The 21,910-nt window shown below is 59.5% G+C and carries 19 protein-coding genes; 14 read left to right on the top strand and 5 right to left on the bottom strand.

Features of this window, described 5'->3' with window-relative positions:
• Positions 1 to 89: 89 nt before the first annotated feature.
• The 7 genes from QRN31_RS15930 to QRN31_RS15900 all read left to right on the top strand — a co-directional run bounded on the left by QRN31_RS15930 (position 90) and on the right by QRN31_RS15900 (position 10,677).
• Positions 90 to 2,303 carry a putative bifunctional diguanylate cyclase/phosphodiesterase gene (locus QRN31_RS15930; protein WP_285433021.1) on the top strand — a complete coding sequence of 738 codons (2,214 nt, stop codon included), beginning with the start codon at positions 90 to 92 and terminating at the stop codon, positions 2,301 to 2,303.
• A gap of 163 nt (positions 2,304 to 2,466) precedes the next feature.
• Positions 2,467 to 5,466 (top strand): xanthine dehydrogenase family protein molybdopterin-binding subunit, encoded by a 3,000-nt coding sequence (locus QRN31_RS15925; RefSeq protein WP_285433020.1) that lies wholly within the window; start codon positions 2,467 to 2,469, stop codon positions 5,464 to 5,466.
• Positions 5,463 to 6,269 (top strand): FAD binding domain-containing protein, encoded by an 807-nt coding sequence (locus QRN31_RS15920; RefSeq protein WP_285433019.1) that lies wholly within the window; start codon positions 5,463 to 5,465, stop codon positions 6,267 to 6,269. The genes QRN31_RS15925 and QRN31_RS15920 overlap by 4 nt, the downstream gene beginning before the upstream one ends.
• Before the next feature lie 2 nt (positions 6,270 to 6,271).
• The gene (locus QRN31_RS15915; RefSeq protein ID WP_008060977.1) at positions 6,272 to 6,772 is read left to right on the top strand and encodes a (2Fe-2S)-binding protein; all 501 of its coding nucleotides are present in this window, start codon (positions 6,272 to 6,274) and stop codon (positions 6,770 to 6,772) included.
• A 5-nt stretch (positions 6,773 to 6,777) separates the two neighbouring features.
• Complete coding sequence (locus QRN31_RS15910; protein ID WP_285433018.1) at positions 6,778 to 8,316, top strand: AMP-binding protein; 1,539 nt, start codon at positions 6,778 to 6,780, stop codon at positions 8,314 to 8,316.
• Positions 8,317 to 8,335: 19 nt separating this feature from the next.
• A complete protein-coding gene (locus QRN31_RS15905) occupies positions 8,336 to 9,139 on the top strand; it encodes an enoyl-CoA hydratase/isomerase family protein (RefSeq protein WP_222585807.1) in 804 nt (267 codons plus the stop codon).
• Positions 9,140 to 9,324: 185 nt separating this feature from the next.
• On the top strand, positions 9,325 to 10,677 hold the full coding sequence (locus tag QRN31_RS15900; protein WP_285433017.1) for an MFS transporter: 1,353 nt from the start codon (positions 9,325 to 9,327) through the stop codon (positions 10,675 to 10,677).
• On the opposite strand, the gene QRN31_RS15895 is transcribed toward QRN31_RS15900, so the two are convergent.
• Positions 10,670 to 11,455: an alpha/beta fold hydrolase gene (locus QRN31_RS15895; protein WP_285433016.1), complete on the bottom strand. Its 786-nt coding sequence runs from the start codon at positions 11,453 to 11,455 to the stop codon at positions 10,670 to 10,672. The genes QRN31_RS15900 and QRN31_RS15895 overlap by 8 nt on opposite strands.
• A gap of 90 nt (positions 11,456 to 11,545) precedes the next feature.
• On the opposite strand from QRN31_RS15895, the gene QRN31_RS15890 reads away from it, so the two are divergent.
• Positions 11,546 to 12,517, top strand: a complete 972-nt coding sequence (locus QRN31_RS15890; protein ID WP_285433015.1) for an XdhC family protein — start codon at positions 11,546 to 11,548, stop codon at positions 12,515 to 12,517.
• A 188-nt stretch (positions 12,518 to 12,705) separates the two neighbouring features.
• Positions 12,706 to 13,560 (top strand): helix-turn-helix transcriptional regulator, encoded by an 855-nt coding sequence (locus QRN31_RS15885; protein ID WP_285433014.1) that lies wholly within the window; start codon positions 12,706 to 12,708, stop codon positions 13,558 to 13,560.
• A 104-nt stretch (positions 13,561 to 13,664) separates the two neighbouring features.
• Here QRN31_RS15885 and QRN31_RS15880 read toward each other — a convergent pair whose 3' ends face one another.
• From QRN31_RS15880 to QRN31_RS15870, 3 genes are all read right to left on the bottom strand, one after another.
• The gene (locus tag QRN31_RS15880) at positions 13,665 to 13,955 is read right to left on the bottom strand and encodes a DUF6388 family protein (protein WP_285433013.1); all 291 of its coding nucleotides are present in this window, start codon (positions 13,953 to 13,955) and stop codon (positions 13,665 to 13,667) included.
• 70 nt (positions 13,956 to 14,025) lie between these two features.
• Positions 14,026 to 14,640 (bottom strand): SPOR domain-containing protein, encoded by a 615-nt coding sequence (locus tag QRN31_RS15875; RefSeq protein WP_285433012.1) that lies wholly within the window; start codon positions 14,638 to 14,640, stop codon positions 14,026 to 14,028.
• A 375-nt stretch (positions 14,641 to 15,015) separates the two neighbouring features.
• Entirely contained in the window at positions 15,016 to 15,921 is a 906-nt protein-coding gene (locus QRN31_RS15870; protein WP_285433011.1) for a LysR substrate-binding domain-containing protein, read from the bottom strand.
• 168 nt (positions 15,922 to 16,089) lie between these two features.
• On the opposite strand from QRN31_RS15870, the gene QRN31_RS15865 reads away from it, so the two are divergent.
• The 5 genes from QRN31_RS15865 to aotJ all read left to right on the top strand — a co-directional run bounded on the left by QRN31_RS15865 (position 16,090) and on the right by aotJ (position 20,228).
• Positions 16,090 to 17,214, top strand: coding sequence for an NAD(P)/FAD-dependent oxidoreductase (locus QRN31_RS15865; protein WP_350310386.1), 1,125 nt, complete (start codon positions 16,090 to 16,092; stop codon positions 17,212 to 17,214).
• The gene (locus QRN31_RS15860) at positions 17,204 to 17,542 is read left to right on the top strand and encodes a (2Fe-2S)-binding protein (protein WP_285433009.1); all 339 of its coding nucleotides are present in this window, start codon (positions 17,204 to 17,206) and stop codon (positions 17,540 to 17,542) included. The genes QRN31_RS15865 and QRN31_RS15860 overlap by 11 nt, the downstream gene beginning before the upstream one ends.
• The gene (locus tag QRN31_RS15855) at positions 17,535 to 18,935 is read left to right on the top strand and encodes an NAD(P)/FAD-dependent oxidoreductase (protein WP_285433008.1); all 1,401 of its coding nucleotides are present in this window, start codon (positions 17,535 to 17,537) and stop codon (positions 18,933 to 18,935) included. The genes QRN31_RS15860 and QRN31_RS15855 overlap by 8 nt, the downstream gene beginning before the upstream one ends.
• Entirely contained in the window at positions 18,932 to 19,285 is a 354-nt protein-coding gene (locus QRN31_RS15850) for a RidA family protein (RefSeq protein ID WP_285433007.1), read from the top strand. The genes QRN31_RS15855 and QRN31_RS15850 overlap by 4 nt, the downstream gene beginning before the upstream one ends.
• A gap of 160 nt (positions 19,286 to 19,445) precedes the next feature.
• Positions 19,446 to 20,228 carry an L-arginine-binding protein AotJ gene (gene aotJ / locus QRN31_RS15845; protein ID WP_285433006.1) on the top strand — a complete coding sequence of 261 codons (783 nt, stop codon included), beginning with the start codon at positions 19,446 to 19,448 and terminating at the stop codon, positions 20,226 to 20,228.
• Between the two features lie 334 nt (positions 20,229 to 20,562).
• On the opposite strand, the gene QRN31_RS15840 is transcribed toward aotJ, so the two are convergent.
• Positions 20,563 to 21,678, bottom strand: a complete 1,116-nt coding sequence (locus QRN31_RS15840) for a lactonase family protein (RefSeq protein WP_414923343.1) — start codon at positions 21,676 to 21,678, stop codon at positions 20,563 to 20,565.
• Between the last annotated feature and the right edge of the window lie 232 nt (positions 21,679 to 21,910).

Here is a 21,910-nt window from a genome sequence, read left to right as displayed (position 1 = left end):
CGACCGACGCACTAGTGGACAGTGATCGGCCTCCCACTATTCCAGGCTCTCTGAAGACCGGACGACCTTGAGAGTCTTCAGGAACCACCATGAATACTCGTCACACGGGCTTTCACAGCAAGACGCTCCCCGAGTCTCAACGTGACATTCTCGGTATGATCGCGACCGATCATCATCTAGGCGAAATACTCAGCGCCATCTGCCTGATGCTTGACGATCAAACCCCGGAAACCTTCTGCTCGATCCTGCTCACTGATGCCGAGGGCAAACGCTTGCTGAGCGGCGCGGCGCCCAGTCTGCCGGTCGAATACAGCGAGGCGATTCATGGAATGGTCATTGGTCCACACGAAGGAACGTGTGGCACCGCGGCGTTCCGGCGCGAGCTGGTGGTCACCGAAGACATCGCCCGGGACCCCAACTGGGAACGTTTTCGCGATCTGGCGCTGGGGCATAACCTGCGTTCCTGCTGGTCGGTGCCTTTGCTCTCCCATCAAGGAAACGTGCTGGGTACATTTGCCCTGTACCAGAGCCGCGCGCATGCGCCGGACGAGACGCAGATTCAACGGCTGGCCTGCGCAGCCCAGCTGGCAGTCATTGCGATCCGCCATGAGCGTGACGGCCAACGTCTGGAGAAAAGCGAACAACAATTTCGTTCATTGTTCACTTACAACCCCAACCCGGTGTTCGCCCTCGATCTGGCGGGCAACATCCAGAGTGTGAATCCGGCAGGCCTGAAGCTAAAACCTCATACCGCTGCCGATTTCATTGGTCATCACTTTTCTCATCTGGTGCTCGAAGAGGACCTGCAACGGGTCAGTCAGCATTTTTCCGCAGCACGCGCCGGGGCGCCTCAGCGCTTCGAGGCACGGGTTTTCGACGAGAGTGAAAAACTGCTGACCATGGACATCTCCAACCTGCCGATCATGGTCAACGGAGAGATCGTCGGGGTATTTGGCATTGCCCGGGACATCAGCGAGCAGAAGCATTACGAGCGCCAATTGAGCTTCAACGCCAGCCATGATCGTCTGACTGGTTTGCTTAACCGTGTCTCTCTTGAAGACCGGCTTATGCTGGATTGTCACATCACTCGTCGGCGAAAGCGTCGCCTGGCGGTGATTTGCATTGATCTGGATGGATTCAAATCCATCAACGATTCGATCGGACACTACTTCGGCGATCAGGTGCTGATTGAAGTCGCGCAGCGTATGACCCAGCAGGTTCGTCCCGGCGATACCATCGTGCGCATGGGCGGTGACGAATTTATCGTTCTGCTGCCGGACCTGCTTCGTGATGAGGACGTTGTTCCGGTGGCCGAACGCTTGATGGCCAGCATTGCCAAACCCTACTGCATCCAGGGCATTGACCTGCACGTGAGTGCAAGTATCGGCATCACCCTGAGCGATGGTGACATTGAGCAACCGATGCAGCTGATCCAGCAGGCTGACATGGCCATGTACAAAGCCAAGCAGCAAGGGCGCAACAACTTTCAGTGGTACACCAGCGATCTCAATCAGCGTGTTTGCGAGCACGCGAGCCTGCGCAATGATCTGCAGAAGGCCATCGAAACCCAGTCGCTCAAGTTGCATTATCAACCGCAGATAGACGCGCGTACGTTACGGGTGGTCGGGATCGAAGCGTTACTGCGCTGGGAGCATCCGGAAAAAGGATTTATCTCGCCAGCGGTGTTTGTACCGGTGGCAGAGGACAGTGGTCAGATCATTCCGTTGAGCCTTTGGGTACTCGATACGGCCTGCGCGCAGCTGCGTCAGCTAGGTGATCAAGGCATCACCGGCATCTCGATGGCCGTGAATATTTCGCCGATGCATTTTCAGCGTGGCAATTTCGTCCAGTGCGTCCAGGCCGCCCTGGAGAAACACGGTCTGCGTGGTGAGCAGTTAGAGCTGGAGATCACCGAGTCGCTGATGTTGAACAACGCTGAACAGGCGATTGAAACCTTGCACCGGCTCAAGGCGTTGGGGGTGCGCATTGCGCTTGATGATTTCGGTACCGGTTTTTCCAGCCTCAGCTACCTCAAGCGTTTGCCCATCGACAAGATCAAGATTGACCGCTCGTTCATCCAGGAAATCGTCGCTGGCAATCACGATGCAGCGATCACTCAAGGCATTATTTCAATGGCCCATCACCTCAGCCTGACGGTGGTCGCCGAAGGCGTGGAAACGGCGTCCCAGGTGAATTTCCTGAAGAGCAGTCACTGCGATATTTTTCAGGGGTATTACTTTGCCAAACCGATGCCCCATGCAGAAATCGAAGCTTTCCTGAGCCAACCCGCATCCCATCACTGACCGGCGGTTCTGCCGGGGCCCAGACCTGAAAAATCAGACGCAAAGGCAAATTTTCAGACTCCCGCGCAGAACTCCATCTCCCCAGGCAAGGCGCTCCCCGCGCCTTTCTCACACACTCGGCTCTAACGCTATCGCGCCGCAATACAACAAGAGCCGCGAAAAAATGACTAGTTTAGAACCTGCTACCGAAAGCCAGACCGGCCATATCGGCGCCCGTCAGACCCGTGTCGAGGACGCCGCATTGTTGCGTGGCCTCGGCTGCTACGCCGATGACGCTGCGATCCCTCCGGGCACGCTGCATGCGGCGATCATCCGTTCACCCCACGCTCATGCGCGGATCACCTCGGTGGACTTCTCCAAGGCGCTGCTGATGAAAGGCGTGCACGGCGTGCTGGTCGGCGAAGACGTCAAACGCTGGGCGCTGCCTTTCCCGGTAGGTGTACGTCAGCCGATGGAGCACTGGTGCGTCGCCGTCGACAAGGTGCGTTATGTCGGAGAGCCGGTGGCTGTGGTGATCGCCGAGAGCCGCTATCTGGCCGAGGACGCCATCGAAGGTGTGCGCGTCGAATACGAGACGCTGCCTCCGATCATCGACCCCGAACTGGCCACCGCCGAACAGGCGCCGATCCTGCACGAAGCAGTCGGCAGCAACGTGGTCAACGAACGGCACTTTCGTTACGGCGAGCCGGAGCAGGCGTTCGAGCAGGCGCCGCACAAGGTGTCGCTCAAAGTGAAGTTCCCGCGCAGTTCCTGCACACCCATCGAATGCTATGTGGTGCTGGCTCAGTACGAGCGCGCGACCGGCATTTATGACGTGCTGGCCAACTTCCAGGGACCCTACGCGTTGCACACGGTCATGGCCCGGGCACTGGATGTGCCGGGTAACCGCTTGCGTTTGCGCACGCCGAAAGATTCCGGCGGCAGCTTTGGCATCAAGCAAGGCGTGTTCCCTTACGTGGTGATGATGGGCCTGGCGTCACGCAAGGTCGGCGCACCGGTGAAGTGGGTCGAGGACCGTCTGGAACATCTTCAAGGGGCTTCTTCTGCGACCAATCGGGTGACCGAGATTGAAGCGGCGGTAGAAGCCGATGGCCGTATCACCGCGTTGCGTTATGACCAGATCGACGACTGTGGTGCCTACCTGAGAGCGCCCGAACCGGCGACGTTCTACCGCATGCACGGCAACCTGACGGGGGCCTACGCGATCCGCAATTTGCAAGTGCGCAACCGGGTGGTGCTGACCAACAAAACCCCTTCCGGCCTGAACCGTGGTTTTGGTGGCCCGCAGGTGTATTTCGCCCTTGAACGGCTGCTGCAACACATCGCCGTGCAGTTGAATCTTGATCCGTTGGAGGTGATCCGCCGCAACCTGGTGCCGGCCGATGCCTTCCCTTATCGCGCGGCCGCCGGTGCGTTGCTCGACTCCGGCAATTACCAGGCAGGCATTGCCCTGGCAGTCGCTGATGGCGGTCTCGACGAGTTGCTCAAGCGTCGTGATCAGGCGCGTGCCGAAGGCCGAATCTATGGCATCGGTTATGCCGCCGTCATCGAACCCTCGATTTCCAACATGGGTTACATCACCACCGCGATGACACCCGAAGAGCGGCGCAAGGCCGGTCCGAAAAACGGCGCTGTCGCAACCGCAACCATCAACGTCGGCCCGTTGGGTGACGTCAGTGTGCACGTGTCCTCGGCACCGCAAGGGCAGGGCCATCAAACCACCGTCGCTCAGGTCGTCGCCGAAGTGCTTGGGATTGCGCTGGAATCCATCGTGGTCAACGTCGAACTGGACACCCAGAAGGACGCTTGGTCGATTGCCTCGGGCAATTATTCCAGCCGCTTCGCCGGTGCGGTGGCCGGTGCCGTCTACAAGGCCGCGCTGAAGATCCGTGATCGCCTCGCCGCGATTGCCGCCGAGCAGTTGCAGGCCAGTCCCGAAGATATTCGTTTCGCCGGCGGCAAGATTTTTGTGGTCAATGGCGGGGCGGTAGCGCCATTCCATCGGATTGCCGGTGCGACCCACTGGTCGCCGGGCCTGCTGCCGGAAGGTGAAAGCGGCGGTTTGCGCGAAACCGCTTTCTGGAGCCCGCCGCAATTGGTCGCACCGGACGATCAAGATCAGGTCAATAGCTCGCTGTGCTACGGCTTTGTCTTCGACATCTGTGGTCTGGAAATCGACCGCATGACCGGCGAGATCCACATCGATCGTTATGTCACCTGCCATGACGCCGGCCGCCTGCTCAACCCGGCACTGGTCGATGGCCAGATTCGGGGAGGCTTCACCCAAGGCCTCGGCGCGGCGCTGATGGAAGAATTCGCCTATGGCGAGGACGGCAGCTTCCTCTCCGGGACCTTCGCCGACTATCTGGTGCCGACCGCACCGGAAGTGATCGAGCCGTTGATCTTGCATATGGAAACGCCATCGCCATTCACCCCACTGGGCGCCAAGGGTGTGGGCGAGGGCAACAACATGAGCACGCCGGTGTGCGTCGCCAACGCGGTGGCTGACGCCCTCGGTCGCTCGGACATCCGTTTGCCACTGACGCCATCGAAAGTACGCACGCTGATCGGCATCGACGAGCCGCCACGGCCGGCCGGCATGGAGCTCGATGAAAGCCTGGACGCGGCAGCAGCCGGTGGACCGGCACTGCGGGCCAACGATTCGGTGGTGATTCCTGCGCCGCCGCAACAGGTCTTCGATACCTTGCTTGACCCGCAGACGCTGGCGGCGATCATTCCCGGTTGCCACGACCTCGTGCTTGAAGGCGAAAACCGTTACCGCGCAGACGTCACCGTCGGCGTCGGCATGATCCGTGCGCGCTTCGAGGCCAAGGTCGCCCTGAGTGATCTCGACCCGCCGCATTCGTTGCGTCTGTCCGGATCCGGCAGCAGCTCCATGGGCTCGGCCCAGGGCCAGGCCAAGGTGCGTTTCGTCGAACTGGAAAATGGCCACACACGCCTGGAATACCAATACCAGGTGGCGGTCAGCGGCAAAGTTGCCGCGGTCGGCGGCCGTATGTTGCAAGGGGCCTCGAAAGTGATCATCGGACAAATCTTTACTCGGCTGTCGCAACGGGTCAGTGGCCAGGCCATCTCCACCGGCTGGTGGGCGCGCCTGCGTGCCTCGCTTGGCGCGCTGTTTGGCAAGGGAGGTGCGCAATGAAACCGGCCGCTTTCGATTACGTTCGGGCTGACACCCGTCGTCAGGTGGTTGAGCTGCTCGCCGAGTACGGCCAAGAGGCTCGCATCATTGCCGGTGGCCAATCGCTGATGGCGGTGCTGAACATGCGCCTGGCCCAACCCAAGTTGCTGATCGATATCAATCATGTGGCTGACCTGGCCTATATCGAACTGCGCAAGGATTGCCTGGCGGTCGGTGCCGGGGTACGGCAGGCGCAGTTGCTGGAGCGTTCAACCCTGATGGACGAGGTGCCTTTATTGGCCCTCGCGATGCCCTGGATCGGTCACTTCCAGACGCGTAATCGCGGCACAGTCTGCGGTTCGGTGGCTCATGCCGACCCGAGCGCCGAGTTGCCGCTGTGCCTGGTGACGCTCGGCGGCGAGATCGTTCTCGAGTCGAAAAAGGGCAAGCGCATCGTCAAGGCTGTCGACTTCTTCCAAGGCATCCTCACCACCGACAAGCGTGCGGATGAACTGGTCGTCGAGGTGCGTTTTCCGCTCAAGCGCGAAGGCATCACTTATCGCTTTCGCGAAATCGCCATGCGCCACGGCGACTTTGCAATTGTCTCCCTGGCCGCAGCCATCGGCGCGGATCAGGTCGAACTCGGCATCGGCGGGGTCGCCGACCGTCCGCAACGTCGCAGCCTGCCTCGTGGTGCGGCGCTGCCGGACGCGCTCAATCAAACCGCCTGGTCGCTCGATGCACAAGACGATGTGCACGCCAGCGCTGCCTATCGCCGCCAACTGATTCGCGAGCTGGGTCACCAGCTGATCGAAGGAGTCTGAACATGCGTGTAACTGCCGACCAAACCTTTCCGATTCGCCTGGAACTCAATGGCCGCTCCCGCGAGGCGCTGGCTGAACCGCGGACCCAACTCTGCGACTTCCTGCGCCACGACCTCGGTGCCACCGGTGTCCATGTCGGATGCGAACACGGTGTCTGCGGTGCCTGCACGGTGCTGGTGGACGGGGTCGCCATGCGTTCTTGCCTGATGCTCGCGGTACAGGGGCACGAGCGGCGTATCGAGACCGTCGAGTCCCTGGCCGACGACGACACCCTGAGCGACCTGCAACAAGCCTTTCGCCGTCATCACGCCTTGCAGTGCGGCTTTTGCACTGCGGGCATTCTCATGTCCTGCGTGGATTTCCTGGAACGGGTACCCAACCCGGACGAGACCCAGGTACGCGACATGCTTTCGGGGCATCTATGTCGCTGCACGGGCTACACCGGCATCGTCCAGGCCGTGCTCGAAGTCGCTGCCCAGCGCCAAACGAACAAAGGGGTATAACAAAAATGTTCGATCTCGGACGCAGCTTCCTCGCAGCCGTTGAACGCCGACCGCACGCCGTGGCGGTCAGTGACGGTGCGTTGAAGAAAACCTATGAAGAATGGTTCGTCGATATCCAGAGCGCCGCTTGGGGTTTGCAATGCCTCGGGCTGCAACGCGGTGACCGACTGCTGGTAGCCATGCAAAACCGCTGGCAGATGGCGACCCTGCATTGGGCCTGTCAATTTGCGGGCGTCATCATGACTCCGTTGAACTGGCGTTCGACTGCCGATGAGCTGGGTTACTGCATCGAAGATGCGCAAATCCGTGCAGTGGCTTACGACGACGCTACCGTAACCGCAGTGGCCGGTTGCAGCGCTGCCGCAAGGCTGCCACGGATCGCCGCCGGTCTGCGTGCCGCCAACACCGACCTGAGTTTCGAGGAACTGTGTTCGCAGACCCCCTCCGGCATCATTTTGCAGGCCGACGCCGAAGACTTTTCACTGCTGCTGTACACCTCAGGAACCACCAGCAAGCCCAAGGGCGTGCCCCGTCGGCACCGTAGCGAACGCGCGGCGGCGGTTGCCCACGTAGCGCAAAACCTTTATCGCCAGGGCGAGTGCACGCTGGGTGTCATGCCGCTTTACCACACCATGGGCGTGCGTTCTTTGCTGTCCATGGCGTTGATCGACGGGCATTTCGTCTGTGTGCCGAAGTTCGACGTGGAAGCCACGCTGCAGGCCATCGAGCGGGAAAAGGTCAGCAACCTGTACCTGGTGCCGACGCTCTACCACATGCTCATCGAACACCCGGCCTTTGCCCGCGAGCGAGTCGCCAGTGTGGAGAAAATCGGCTTTGCCGGTGCGCCGATGAGCGACGGTTTGATGCGTCGCGTCGAACAGGCGTTTCAGCCTCAATTGTTCGTCAATCATTACGGCAGCTCGGAGATTTACACCTTCACCATCGACCAGCAAGCCAGCCGCAAACCCGGTTCGTCAGGGCGCAGCGCAATGAACCAGCGCGTGCGCGTGGTGCCGATCGATGCTGAATCGGCGGACGTGCAGGTCAACCCGTTGGAGGAGGGCCAGATCATCGCCGACCTGGCGAGTGACGAGGCGTTCGAAGGCTACCTGAACCGCCCCGAAGCGACCGCCAAGGCGTTGCGTGACGGATGGTATTTCACCGGTGACATCGGCTACTTCGATCTGGAGGGCGATCTGTTCGTCACGGGGCGTGTCGATGACTTGATCATCACCGGCGGCGAAAACGTCAGCCCGGCAGAAATAGAAAACATGCTCTCTCTGCACCCGGCAGTGGAAGAAGTGGTGGTGGTCGGTCTGCCGGACGAGCAGTGGGGCAAGATCATTGCCGCGTTTATCAAGCTGCGCGCCGACGTTTCGGAAGGCGACCTCGATGCCCATTGCATCGCTTCGGGACTGGCCAAATTCAAGCGACCACGGCGTTACCAGTTCGTCGATCAGATTCCCAAATCTCCAGTGGGCAAGGTGCTGCGGCGCGTGCTGCTGGCCCAATTTCAGGAACAGGCCTTGAAGGCCATCAGCTAATCATCCAGAGGACACTCTCATGCAACAGCAAGCGATCCAGCAATTTCTCGACACTCAGTTCGATGGCTTCCAGGTTGAAGTCGATGTGTCCCGCGAGCGCGCGGACATCATCCTCAATCGAGCGCCGTTGAACGTCATTTCCATGGGGCAGCGTGATGAACTGCGCCTGGTCTTCGAAGCCCTCGATGCACACAAAGGCGTGCGCGTCATCGTGCTGCGCTCGGTGGGTGAACACTTCTCCAGCGGCGGCGACATCAAGGGCTTTCTCGAAGCCTCGCCAGAGCACGTTTCGAAGCTGGCCTGGAATGTCGCGGCACCGGCACGTTGCGAAAAGCCGGTGATCGTTGCCAACCGTGGTTACACCTTCGGCGTCGGTTTCGAATTGTCCCTGGCCTGCGATTTCCGCATTGCTTCGCAGACCACTCGCTACGCCTTGCCTGAGCAGAACCTGGGTCAGATCCCGGGCTCGGGTGGCTCCGCACGCTTGCAGAAAATCATTGGCATCACCCGCACCAAGCACATGGTGATGCGCGCCAAACGCATCACCGGCGACCAGGCCTATGACTGGGGTATCGCCACCGAAGTCGTGCCGGATAGCGAACTGGAAAGCACCGTCGATGCATTGGTCGATGAACTGCGTCGTTTCTCGCCGCTGGCTCAGCGCACGGCGAAAAAACTGATCAACGACAACGAAGATGCACCGCTGACCGTCGCGATCGAGATGGAAGGTCACTGCTACAGCCGTCTGCGTAGTTCCAAGGACTTCAAGGAAGGCGTCGAAGCGTTTCACAGCAAGCGTACGGCCGTGTTTATCGGCGAGTAAATCGTACCGGCGAGCAGGCCCGGGAGTATGTCGGTAACGGCGTACGCCCATACGGAGCAGGGCCTGCCGCCCCTTCAATGCAACTGAAAAGGGCACATCAAGGTTTCACCGCTGACCTGCTGATTACTCGCAACCCGCGCACCGGGCTGCAGAACGTTTCGATTCACCGTTTGTGTGAGGCAACCATGACTACGACAACAACAATAACTGCATCACCCACCAGCGCCGCTATCGATACACCACAGATTCCACCGGGCAAAGCCCTGCTCGCGGCATTTGCCTCGACATTCGGTTGGGCGCTGGATTTGTTTGACCTGTTCATTCTGCTCTATGTGGCGCCGATCATCGGCCGCCTGTTCTTCCCCTCGGACACCCCGACACTGTCGCTGGCTGCCGTCTATGCGTCGTTCGCCGTGGCCTTGCTGGTGCGTCCGCTGGGCTCGGCGATCTTCGGCGCGTATGCCGATAAGCACGGTCGCAAGCGTGCGCTGATGGTGTCGATGGTCGGCGTCGGTATTTCCACAGCACTGTTTGGCGCGTTACCGACCATTCACCAGGTCGGCATATTGGCCCCGATACTGTTCCTGGTATTACGGGTCATTCAGGGCATTTTCGTTGGCGGCATCGTCGCCTCCACTCACACCATCGGCACCGAATCCATCTCGCCGCGCTATCGCGGATTGATGTCCGGGTTGATCGGTGGTGCCGGCGCCGGCATGGGCGCGCTGTTGGCGTCAGTCACTTACCTGGTGTTGTCGGAGATCTTTACCGGGGAAGAATTTGACGTCTGGGGCTGGCGCTTCATGTTTTTCTGCGGCCTGCTCAGCACGTTTTTCGGTCTGGTGATGTTTCGTTACCTGGAAGAAAGCCCGGTCTGGCGGCAGCTGCAACAAGCCCGCAAAACCAAGGGGCCGGCAATAGTGGTGGTGTCGCCACTCAAGCGTCTGTTTGGTCGCGAGTACCGCGCCGTGATGATGGTCAATCTGCTGATTACCTTCGGAGGCGGGGCCACGTATTACCTGGCCTGCGGTTATCTGCCGACATTGCTCAACGTGGTCGCCAAAGTGCCTCACACGCAGACTTCGCAGATGCTCATGTACGGCTCGACGGCAACCATTGTCGGAGCACTGGCCTTCGGTTACCTGAGTGACCTGATCGGTCGCAAGAAGACCTTCATGCTGCTGGGTGTGATCAACCTGGTGAGCCTGCCTATGATGTTCCTTGGCGTCGCCGAACCGGGCTCGCTGACCCGAACTGCACTGTATTGCATGGGCATAGGCTTCATGGGCGGGGCGATCATCGCGCCGATTCTGATCTTCCTCAACGAACGCTTTGCCACCGAGCTGCGCGCCAGCGGCACCGGGTTGTCCTGGAACATCGGTTTCGCCCTCGGCGGCACCATGCCGACCTTTGTGTCGCTGGTCAGCAGCAGTCCGGCGCAGATCCCCATGGTACTGGCGATTTTCGCCGCCGTTCTGTCGGTGATCTACCTGATCGGCAGCGTGGTGATTCCAGAAACCCAAGGCAACTTCAAATAACGGTGGGGAGTTGCTCCAGGAATTCGCCGATCAGCTGCAAGGTCCGCTCAGTCGCTTCGGTTTGGGGAAAGTGCCGGCAGTCATCCAGCAACACACAGCGGCACGGTCCCGGCACCTGTCGCTGGATGACCGCCAGTTGCTCAGGCGTGGCGTAGTGGTCTTCGCGACCCTGAATGACCAGCAGCGGCTTTTCGATATGTGCCAGCTGCGCTTCGAGATCATCCAGGGAAAAGTCCGGGTGCAACCAACTGTCGCTCCAACCGTGAAAAGCGCCATCGACATTTGTCCCATGGTGGCGTGCCAGGCGTTCGCGCAATGGGCCCTGATGCCAAACCTCAGTGGTATGGCGAATGCCATCGAGGCTCTCGGCCTCGACAATCACATGAGGCGCCAGGGCAATGCTGCCCAACACGCGTGGGTCGTTGGTGGCGGCATAGGCGAGGACGATGGAGGCGCCGTCACTGTGACCGAGCAAAACCACCTGCGGCAGTTGCAAGGCATCGAGCAATTGCCGCAGCTCGCGAGGGCCGTCGCTGCTCAGGTAGTTCAGCGGACGCGGCAGGGTTACCGGGCTCGATTGCCCATAACCCTGACGGCTGTAAGTGACCACGCCATAACCGCTCATTTGGGCCAGGCGCTGGGGGAAGTCTTTCCACTGTTCGGCGCTGCCGAGGCCTTCGTGCAGCAACACCAGCGTCGGTCGCGATGGGTCAGCCGCAGGCAGTTGGCGATATTCCAGGCGCAGTGGCCCGAGTTGCAAAAATTGTTGTGGCGACATGTCGAATCAACGATTGAACAAGGTTGCTCGCAGGTTACCGTAAACGTAACCCCGCCTGCAGCACCACGCTTTGCTTGAGGTATGCAAAACATGCGTCATCTCGATGTTCAGGTGATCGACCAGGCACTGCAATGGGCTCGCGCCGGGCAGGCCCAGTGGCTGTGCACGGTGCTCTCCACCTATGGCTCGGCGCCGCGTGCGCCGGGTGCGATGTTGGTGACCAATGGCGCGGGCGAACACGTCGGCTCGCTGTCCGGTGGCTGCGTCGAGGAGGAGTTTCTCGAAAGCCTGACGCGCGGTGAATTACGCGAACCGGCGCAAATCGTCAGTTATGGCGACAGCGTCGAGCAACGCCACCGTCTACGATTGCCCTGTGGTGGCGTGCTGATCGTGCTGGTAGAGCACCGCGCTGCCAGTCTCGAATGGATCGCACACCTGGAGAGTCTGCAAGCGGCATTACTCGGCCAGCGACGTCTGCAGCGTCATATCGAGCTGAGCAGCGGTGCGTTGCGCCTGGACCCGGACACAGGACACGGCAGCGAGCGGGTGCAAGTCGACGACGAAAGGGTGCGCATCAGCGTGGGTCCGGCGTTACGCCTGATTCTGGCTGGGCTCTCGCCGGTCGCGGAAGTCTGCGCCAGTTTCGCCCGCGCCATCGGCTGCGAAGTCATCGCCTGCGACCCCCGGGAAGAGACGCTGCATCTACATCTTGAAGGCGTGGAGATGCAGCGTGTGCTGCCCTCGATGTTTATCGCCGCCGGAGGTTGCCACGCGGCGACTGCGGTGGTGGCGTTGACTCACGATCCGCGAATCGATGATCTGGCGCTGATGGAAGCGGTTCACACCCCGGCGTTTTACATCGGCGCCATGGGCTCTCAGGCAACCTCGGCCAAACGCGCCGAGCGGCTCAAACGCATCGGTGGTCTGACGGATGAACAGATCGCCCGTTTACACATGCCCATCGGCCTCGATCTGGGCAGCAAGGCCCCGGCGGAAATCGCGCTGGCGGTGGTCGCCGATATCCTGCGCGTTTATCACGGCAAAGAGCGCCATGCCTTGTAAGGCGGTTTTTCCGACGAACGTGGGGGCTGCGAAAGTCGCGGTAGACGCTCGGTCATTCGCGCGCGATAGTGGCCAGCCAAGTGTTGCTGAACCATGGACCGATCGACGGGCTTGAGAAATAGATAGACGCCCCGATGATATTCATTGAGGCCGATAACGATATCGCTTCAAGCGAGCGGAGGAATCTGATGTCGATTGCCCAACGGGTTTTCCACGGCAGGTTTGGCCGGGTCGCCTTGCTGAATATGGATCGTTCGCTGGTCACCCACACCCATTCCGAATGCCACGTGCTGGTCAAAGTGTCCGGCGAAGACACTTACTTCAACGTCAACGGACGACGAGTTCCGCTCAGCGATCGCACGGCAGTGCTGGTCAACGCCTGGGAACCGCATTTCTACGATCCGCAGCCGGGTGCCGGTGCCACCCTTATCCTGGCGCTCTACATAGAGCCCTCCTGGCTGGCCACTGCCCAGCAATCGCTGGCGCTCAGCGGTCGGCCGGACTTTTTTGCCCAGTCATGCATCGAGCTGTCGAGTCGTAATCGCACCTTGGCCGACATCCTGGTCGCCGAAGCGCATGGCTGCGGGATCGTGCCGAAAGAGCGCATGGAATTTATCCTGTTCGACTTCCTGATCGAACTGATCGAGGACTTTTCCAGCTGGCGGCATTTGTCGCAACTGGGTGCGCCGAACTCAGGTGAGTTCCGGGATGCGCGCGTGCGCCGTGGTATCGCCTGGTTGCTTGAGCACCTCGATGATCCGAACCCGATCGACAACGCCGCACGGGCTTGTGGTCTGTCGCGGGCGCACTTCTTTGCGCTGTTCAAGAAAGATACCGGCATGACGCCAACCCTGCTGCTTAACGACGCGCGCATGCGCCGGGCGTTTACCTGGCTGGAGCGTGAGCGCAGCGGAACGTTGGGTCTGTTGTCGGAGAACCTCGGGTTCTCCGAGCAAGGTCATTTCACACGGTTTTTCCGTCAGCACATCGGCGCTTCGCCCAGCCAGTATCGGCGTGTAGTGGATTGTTATGCGAAGGTTTGAACCGAAAGGAGGGCGGGGGGAATTGGGCAACCTCCCGTTGATAAAGTCAGTGTTTCATCTTGAAAGCCGGCAGCTTGTGTAGACTACGAAAGTTGTAGAGTTCGCTAATCGCCCAGAAAGTCATAAATTTCTTTCATGCGTTCTTCGCGCATCAACTCAAGTTCTTCCTTAGTGTCGGCTACCCATTGCAGAATGAAGTCCCAGCAGTCGCAGTCATGAGCGTCCGCTTCTGCTTCAAATTGTTCTTGCAAAAATTTCAAGCGATATTCTTCTGGTGACAGCCCGCAATTTTCAGCGAGGCTGTAGTTCAGCTCGCTGAGTTCAAGTTGGAGCCATAAGTTGGCGTCCAGGAATTTCTTCAGGGCGAGTTCGGCTCTAAGTTCTTTTGCGATCATGAAGGCTCTCGTGTGGCGTGCAATTAGTAGAGGGTTGTTCGAGGTCGGCCCGGCGTTACATCGGACTATTTCAATTTCCTGCCATCATCCATCCGCGAACGCCATGACTTTCGCTCAACTGCTTCACGACTCGAGCCGCGTCCTGTTTTTGTTTATACGGACCGATGACGACAAAGTTGTTTTCTTTACGCGCTACCGGCAACTGCATTTGCTGAATGGCTTTCAGGGCGCGTTGGCGGCCGGGTGTGTTCAATGCAATTTCGACCACCCAAAGGCCGGATGAAGGAGTGCTTGAAGCTGCTTTTTTGATGTTGGAAATGAAGCCGCCGCACGTCAAACACGGGCGTTCCAGCGTGATGAGCGAGCCTGGCACCGTGCGAAAGAGGTGCCATTGCGGATCAAAGGCTTTTTTGCGGGCGAAGAGCGCCAGGAGCAAGCCGGCAAAAGAAATCAGACCGCTGAGGATAATTGTCCAATTGTATGCCTGCGTGGGTAATGAGGGCAGCGCAAGAGCGTGTGTTTCATCTGGCTTGTCGGCCAAAAACTGTACGGCGTCAGACTCCATTGAATCGGGTATGTGGAATCCGTTTTCCGCAAGGGACGCAAGCTCGTCGGAATGCGTTGTACTGAGCTCCGTCGCAACTTTATGAGCGGTGTCATCAAGTACTTGTTCGATTTTTGTCACTTCTTGCCGGAGGTATGAATTATCGACGTTATTTTGACAAGTTGGGCCGGCAGGTAGGTAAGTCCATAGTAGTACTGATAGTTGCCCCAAAAAGCCAGTGACCAGGAAACCCAAACCAAGCTTTCGCACAGAGACCATCTCCAAATCAAATGAATAGTTATTTGTCCCGTTTTCTTCTGATAAACAGGGTTCTATTTGCTGATCCTGGGGATGGTCTAAATCTTGGGCGCGTCAGTGCGCCCAAGCGCCAAAACTAGTTGGCTGCTTTTTATTATTTGAAAGAGCATCGGCAATGCACTTTATAGACTGTAGGTTGGCGAAGAAGGCTCAGATGTTCAAAAAAAAACCGGATCAGATGGATGTAAAAGTGATCCATTAGAACCGATATTCCGCCGGCACCTCCCGAGCGATGAACTGCTGCATGTGTTCGAGAAAACTGATTTGCAGTTTCGACGCCGGTCCTTGAATCGGCAACAGCATGCTGAAGTCCATTTCGATCGCCGGTTCGAAGGCTCTGAACACGACGCCACTGCCCCGGTATTCAACGGCGCTGATGGCGTCGACCAGCGCGACGCCCAGGCCTTGTTCGACAAAGGCGCACATGGGCAGCGACAGCTGGGTCTCCAGCCGCAGTTCACGCTCCACCCCATGAGCGGCAAATATTGCATCGATGTGTTGGCGTGAACCGATGGATTGCGGATAGGAAATAAACGCCTCGCCTTGCAGATCCTCAGGCCGGATCGTGGTGTTGTCCTGCAAACGATGATTGGCCGGCAATGCGCACAGCATGCGGGTCGCCAGCAGTTTTTCTGCGCGCGGGCTGGGGTAGGTGTTGGGCAGTACGATGATGCCCAGATCACAGCGTTGACCGACCACCAGATCAACGATCTCGCGCGATGAATGCACAATCAGCGATACCTGCACTTGATCATGTTCGGCCATGAACGCGGCGATGGCTCGCGGCATGAAGGACAGGCCCATGGCCGGTGCACAGGCGATGTGCAGTGAGCCGCGTTTCAAGCTGCGGATGTCTTGCGCCGTGCGGGCAATGCGTTCGACCCCGAGCAGCGAGCGTTGCACTTCCTGATACAGCGTCATGGCTTCGGGGGTGGGTTGAAGCCGGCCTTTGATCCGGTCGAACAGGCTGAAGCCGATGTCCTCCTCAAGGCTGGCGATCAGTCGCGTTGCCGCCGGTTGTGAGATGCACAGCATCTCGGCGGCGCGGGTCACGGTCTGGCCCAGAATCACGGCGCGAAAGGCTTCCAGCTGACGAAGGTTCATGGCGCTATTCCTTGAAGGTAAATCCATACCAAAAAGACATGGGCTTGCCAAAATAAAGCATTTTTCAAGCCGTTGTCAGCTCTCTAGGATCTTCTCTATCGGGAATATCCAGTGGTATGGCCTGCGCTGAAGAGGGTTTTCAGCGCCGAGAGAGCGAATGCGCAACTCATGCAAAAAACTGATGTAGTTATCGTTGGAGGTGGTCTGGTCGGGCTGTCGATTGCCTATGGACTGGCCATGCTCGGTCGCCAGGTCAGCGTCCTGGATGAGGGGGACGATGCCTTACGGGCTGCCCGTGGCAACTTCGGCCTGTTATGGGTTCAGGGCAAGGGCTATGGAATGAGTCCCTACGCGCAATGGACCCGCGAATCGGTGGCGCTGTGGCCGCGATTCGCCGCCGCGTTGCAGGCTGACACCGGCATCGATATCCATCTGCGCCAGCCGGGCGGCTTCCAGCTGTGTTTGAGTGATAGGGAGATGGCGCAAGAAAGCCGTCGACTGCTCTGGCTGCGCGAAGCCATGGACGGTGATTATCCGTTCGAACTGCTGGATTCGGCACAACTGCGAACCCGCTTGCCCGGCTTGGGACCGACTGTCGTGGGGGGCTGTTACTCGCCCATGGACGGTCACGTCAATCCGTTGAAATTGTTGCGCGCCCTGTATGCCGCCTGCCGGATGCGTGGGGTCACGATCATCAATGGTCACCGGGTCAGCGCTATTGGCCAGCGAGATTCGGGCTTCGAGTTGCACGCTGGCCAGCAGCGCTGGTTCGCCGGTCAGGTCGTATTGGCTGCAGGCCTTGGCAATCGTGAGCTGGGCGCGCAGCTGGGGATGGACGTGCCGGTGAGTCCCAATCGTGGGCAGATTCTGGTCACCGAGCGACTCAAACCGTTTCTGCATTACCCCACCACCTATGTGCGGCAGACCGACGAAGGCACGGTGCAGTTGGGTGACTCTCATGAGTCGACGGGCTTCGACGACGGCACCAGCAGCGAGGTGATGAGCACCATCGCCCGGCGCGCCGTGCAGTGTTTTCCTCAGTTGGGAAACGTGCGCCTGGTACGGGCATGGGGCGCGTTGCGGGTGATGAGTGCCGACGGTTTTCCGATCTATGAAGCCTCGCAGGCTTGCCCGGGGGCGTTTGTGGTCAGTTGCCACAGCGGCGTGACCCTGGCGGCGATCCACGCTTTGCGCCTGGCGCCGTGGATTGGCGATGAGTTCGACGAGCCGGCTGTGGCGTCTTTCAGTCTGCAGCGTTTCAGTCTCAAACGTGAGGTGCGCCATGCCGGCTGACAGCTTGTTCCGGGCCCTGGTGCCTGCGCAAAAAAAACTGCAGATCGAATTCGAAGGCGCGTCATTGTCGGTGCCGGCCGGTGTTTCACTGGCCACCGCATTGCTGCTCAGCGGCGTCACTCACACCCGGGAAAGTGCCGTCAGCGGCAGGCCCGGCGCGCCCTATTGCATGATGGGCGTGTGCTTCGAATGCCTGGTTGAGGTGGACGGGCAAGCCAACTGTCAGGCGTGCCTGCTGCCGGTTCGAGCCGGCATGCGTGTTCGCAGGCAGCGCGGTGCTCGTGAGTTTCTGGCCTGTGACCACGGTGAGGTGAGCGCTGATGAGTAATCAAACGGTCGACCTGATTGTGATTGGCGCAGGCCCTGCGGGAATGAGCGCGGCGCTGGAGGCCACCCGACACGGGCTTTCGGTTGTGGTGCTGGATGAGCAGGGCAGCCCCGGTGGGCAAATCTATCGCAATATCCTGCAGGCCGACGCGCGCAGCCGCAGCGTACTGGGCGATGACTACACGGCGGGCGCGGGGCTTGTTGCACAGTTTCTCCAGTGCGGGGCCCGGTATCTGGCCAATGCGGCCATCTGGCAGGTGACGCCGCAGCGGCAGGTGCATTACCTGATCGATGGCCGCGCTGAAGTCCTGCAAGGGCATCATCTGTTGATCGCCACCGGTGCGTTCGAACGACCGATGCCCATCCCTGGCTGGACCTTGCCCGGTGTCATGACCGCCGGAGCCGGACAGATCCTGCTCAAAAGCGCTGCGCTGGTGCCGGCCGGGCCGGTGATATTGACCGGCTGTGGCCCCTTGTTGTACCTGCTGGCGGTGCAATACCTGCGGGCCGGCATCGCGATCGAAGCGCTGGTGGACACCAGCGGTCAGGGCGATCTGCTGCGAGCCTGGCGCAAAGTCCCGGGCGCCTTGCGCGGCTGGCGTGACGTGCTCAAGGGCTTGCAACTGCTTATCGAATTGAAGCGCGCCGGGGTCAGGCATGTTCGCGATGCCCGTGATTTGCGTATCGAAGGTCAGGCGCACGCCAGTGCCTTGAGTTTCGACAGTGGCGGTCGGCGCTGGACGATTCCCGCCTCGCTGATTTTGCTGCACCAAGGCGTGGTGCCCAACACCCAGATCAGTTGGTCGCTACGCCTCGAACATGACTGGAGCGAACAGCAACTGTGCTGGATCACGCGTCGCGACAGCCAGGGTGAAACCAGCCTGCCGGGCATTTACATCGCCGGTGACGGTGGCGCCATTGGCGGTGCGCAAGTGGCGCTGCTCGAAGGCCGCCTGGCCGGGCTGGCGATTGCCGCACGCTTGGGGAAAGTCGATGGGCAATCATTGCAACCCTTCGCCGCCCCTTATCGAAAGGCCCTGCGTCGCCAGCGTGCTGCCCGGCCACTGATCGATGCGTTGTACCGCCCGCAACAGCAAAACCGCATTCCCGCCGACGAGGTGATTGTCTGTCGGTGTGAAGACGTCAGTGCCGGTTCGATTCGCCAGCACGTCGAGCTCGGCTGTTTAGGACCCAATCAAACCAAAGCGTTCGGTCGCTGCGGCATGGGGCCGTGTCAGGGCCGTCTGTGCGGTTTGAGCGTCACCGAAATCATTGCCGAGCAGCGCAAGGTTCCCGCCGCAGAGGTGGGGTATTACCGAATTCGCTCGCCACTCAAACCGATCACGCTTGCCCAATTGTCCACCGAAACACCCCTTGCCCAGGAGCATCCATGAGCCCTATCCAACGCATCGAAAGCAATCCACGCCTGAGCCGTAGCGTCGTACATAACGGCGTGGCCTGGCTCAGCGGCATCGTCGCCGCCGATTGCAGTCAGGACATCCGTGGCCAGACGCGTCAGGTGCTGCAACGGGTCGACGAACTGTTGAAGGCCTCCGGCAGTGACAAGAGCCGTCTGCTCAGCGTGCAGATCTGGATGAAAGACATGAGCGCCGATTTCGCCGGCATGAATGAAACCTGGAGCGCCTGGGTCGACACCGGGCAAACCCCTGCACGCGCCACCGCCCAAGTGATGTTCGATGACCCACAGATCCTGCTGGAGTTGATCGTCACCGCCGCCGTCTGACCGATCCCGTTGTCACCGCTGCGCTAGTTCGAATCTTGCGCAGCGAGGAGCAGACGGCCGACAGAGCCGCCACTCCCGTGAGTTCACATTGCTGCTGCCATAACGGATGACTTCGATTGCGGAGCGCCCGACATAAACAACATCGCATCTGGAGCTATGAATGAACGTAAAAAGCATGTTCTTGAAAGTAGGACTCGTCTCTCTGCTGGCCTTGGGCCTCAGCGTGCAGGCGGCGGAGCAACCGCTGCGCCTGGGCATCGAAGCGGCCTACCCGCCGTTCGCTTCAAAAACCCCGGACAACCAGATTGTGGGTTTCGATTACGACATTGGTCAGGCCCTGTGTGCCGAGATGAAAGTCCAGTGCGTGTGGCAGGAACAAGAGTTCGACGGGTTGATACCTGCACTCAAGGTGAAGAAAGTCGATGCGGTGATTTCGTCGATGTCCATGACCCCGGAGCGGATGAAATCGGTCGATTTCAGCAACCGCTATTACCGCATTCCAGCGCGACTGGTGTTCAAGAAGGGCAGCGGCATCAGCGATATTCCGGCACAGCTCAAAGGCAAGCGGATCGGCGTGCAGCGCGCGACCAATTTCGATCGCTACGTCACCGAGAAATTCGCCCCGGCCGGTGCCGAAGTCGTGCGCTACGGCTCGCAGAATGAAATATTCCTCGACCTGCTGGGTGGGCGCCTGGATGCCACCATGGCCAGTTCGGTGGTGATCGATGAAAGCCTGTTGAAGCGCCCGGAAGGGAAGGACTATGAGTTCGTCGGTCCGAATTTTACCGAAGAGCAATTCTTCGGCACGGGCATCGGTATTGCGGTGCGCAAGAGCGATCCCCTGGCCGGTCGTTTCAATCAGGCCCTGGCGGCGATTCGTGCCAACGGCACCTACGACAAGATCCGCCAGAAGTATTTCGACTTCGATATCTACGGCGAGTAACGACCGGGCGTTTTTTCGGCACGCATGCTTGAGCATGCGGCCGTTTTTTTCATTGATTGGAGTCGAGATGCAAACCAAGGCGTTACTCAGCGAACAACACGTTTCGCAAATGCTGTCGGCGGCAAAAGACCTGGCCCACCGTCGCAACTGGCCCGTGGCGATTTGCGTCGGATGCCGAACTGGCCCGTCTAGTGGTTGATGCACTATTTTCAGCGAGATGGGGGAGTTAGTCAGGCATCTCGCGGGGCGTAAACATGGATGACCGCCAAACCATGGAGGTCGGAATGAGCCAAATTCCGACCGCCATGCGTCGCGTCTTTTTTCTGCCCGAAGATTACTTCACCGACGTTTGCAGTACCTCAATCCATAAAGCACCTTTGCCCGACGGCGCCTCACCGACACGTTTCAAGGCGCCGTTACTGCTGACCGAGTAAGTGCCGACTTTTTCGCTTTTCTCGCCCGTCACCAATAACCAGCGTCCGTTGGGTGAAAAAGCGATATTGCGTGGCTGCTTCTCTGCTACCGGATAGTTGTCGAGAAAGCTCAAGCCGCCCGTTGATGGGTCAACCGCGAATGCCGATACCGAACTGCTGGTGCGCTCGGTCATCAACAGTAGCGTGCCATCGGGGGAGATCCGCAGGTCCGCCGCCCAGATACGTGGTGTGGGGTCGTCCTTCAAGTCGTTGTTTCGTGCATCACGCACTTCGCCGTGAGCCAGTTTCAAAGGCTCGGGAACGCCATTGGCAACGGCAATCTGAGTCAATGCGCCAGTGCTGTCATTGATTGAAAACGCTGTGACCGTGCCGCTCATTTCACCGACCACATACAGGTATTTGCCATTCGGGGAAAAGGCCAGGTGCCGAGGCCCGGTATTGGCCGGGACACTGATGTAGCCGCTGCCAATGGGGGTGAGCGCCCCGGTTTTGGCATCAAGGCGATATTGCAGGACCTGGTCCGCGCCAAGATTGCCCGCGTAGGCAAAGCGGTTGCTCGGGTCGGTACGAACCGAATGCGCATGCGGGCCTGTCTTGTAGCTCAGGATGCTGGCAGAGGGCTGATAGGCCTTGTCGATGGCCTGAACGCTGACGGTGTCGGCACCGTAGGATGCACCGAGCAGATAGTGTCCTTTTCTGTCGGTAGACAGGTAAGCCATGCTTTGCGCCAGTGGCGCTTTGGACAGCGGAGTCAGACGTCCGCTCTTGGGATTTATGCTGTAGCCCAGCACCTGGAACGGCTTGACCCGCAAGGCGGCAAACAACACTTTGCCGTCAGGGGTGATGGCCATGGGGTTGACCTGATCACCGGCGTTGACCTGTTCAATCAGGCTCAGCGCGCCGTTGCTCTGGTCAAGACGATACTGGGAAATCAGACCGTCTCCCGGGCTCGAGATATAGGCAAAGGTGGCGGCATTGGCTTGCAGACTGAGGCTGCAGACAACGGCAGCGGCCATGAAAAGGGGTTTAGACACAGTGATTCCTTATTTTTATGATTGTGGTCAGTCATCCTATGACTCAAGTTGAATGGCGTCGAACGGTTTTTCTGATACCGAGGCACTGAGGGAACGCAATGTCCGCTCGGTGGGCTAATGCTGTTCACTTAAGAAAGTTTTGGGGTTGGGGGTTGGGGGCATATCCGTTACTTGGGTAACGGCGGCTATTGGTTCCGCCCTGACGGCGGGTCAC

The sequence above is a fragment of the Pseudomonas sp. fls2-241-R2A-110 genome (genome assembly GCF_030209165.1).
GTDB lineage: Bacteria > Pseudomonadota > Gammaproteobacteria > Pseudomonadales > Pseudomonadaceae > Aquipseudomonas.
This window is presented reverse-complemented; position numbering and strand designations above follow the sequence as displayed.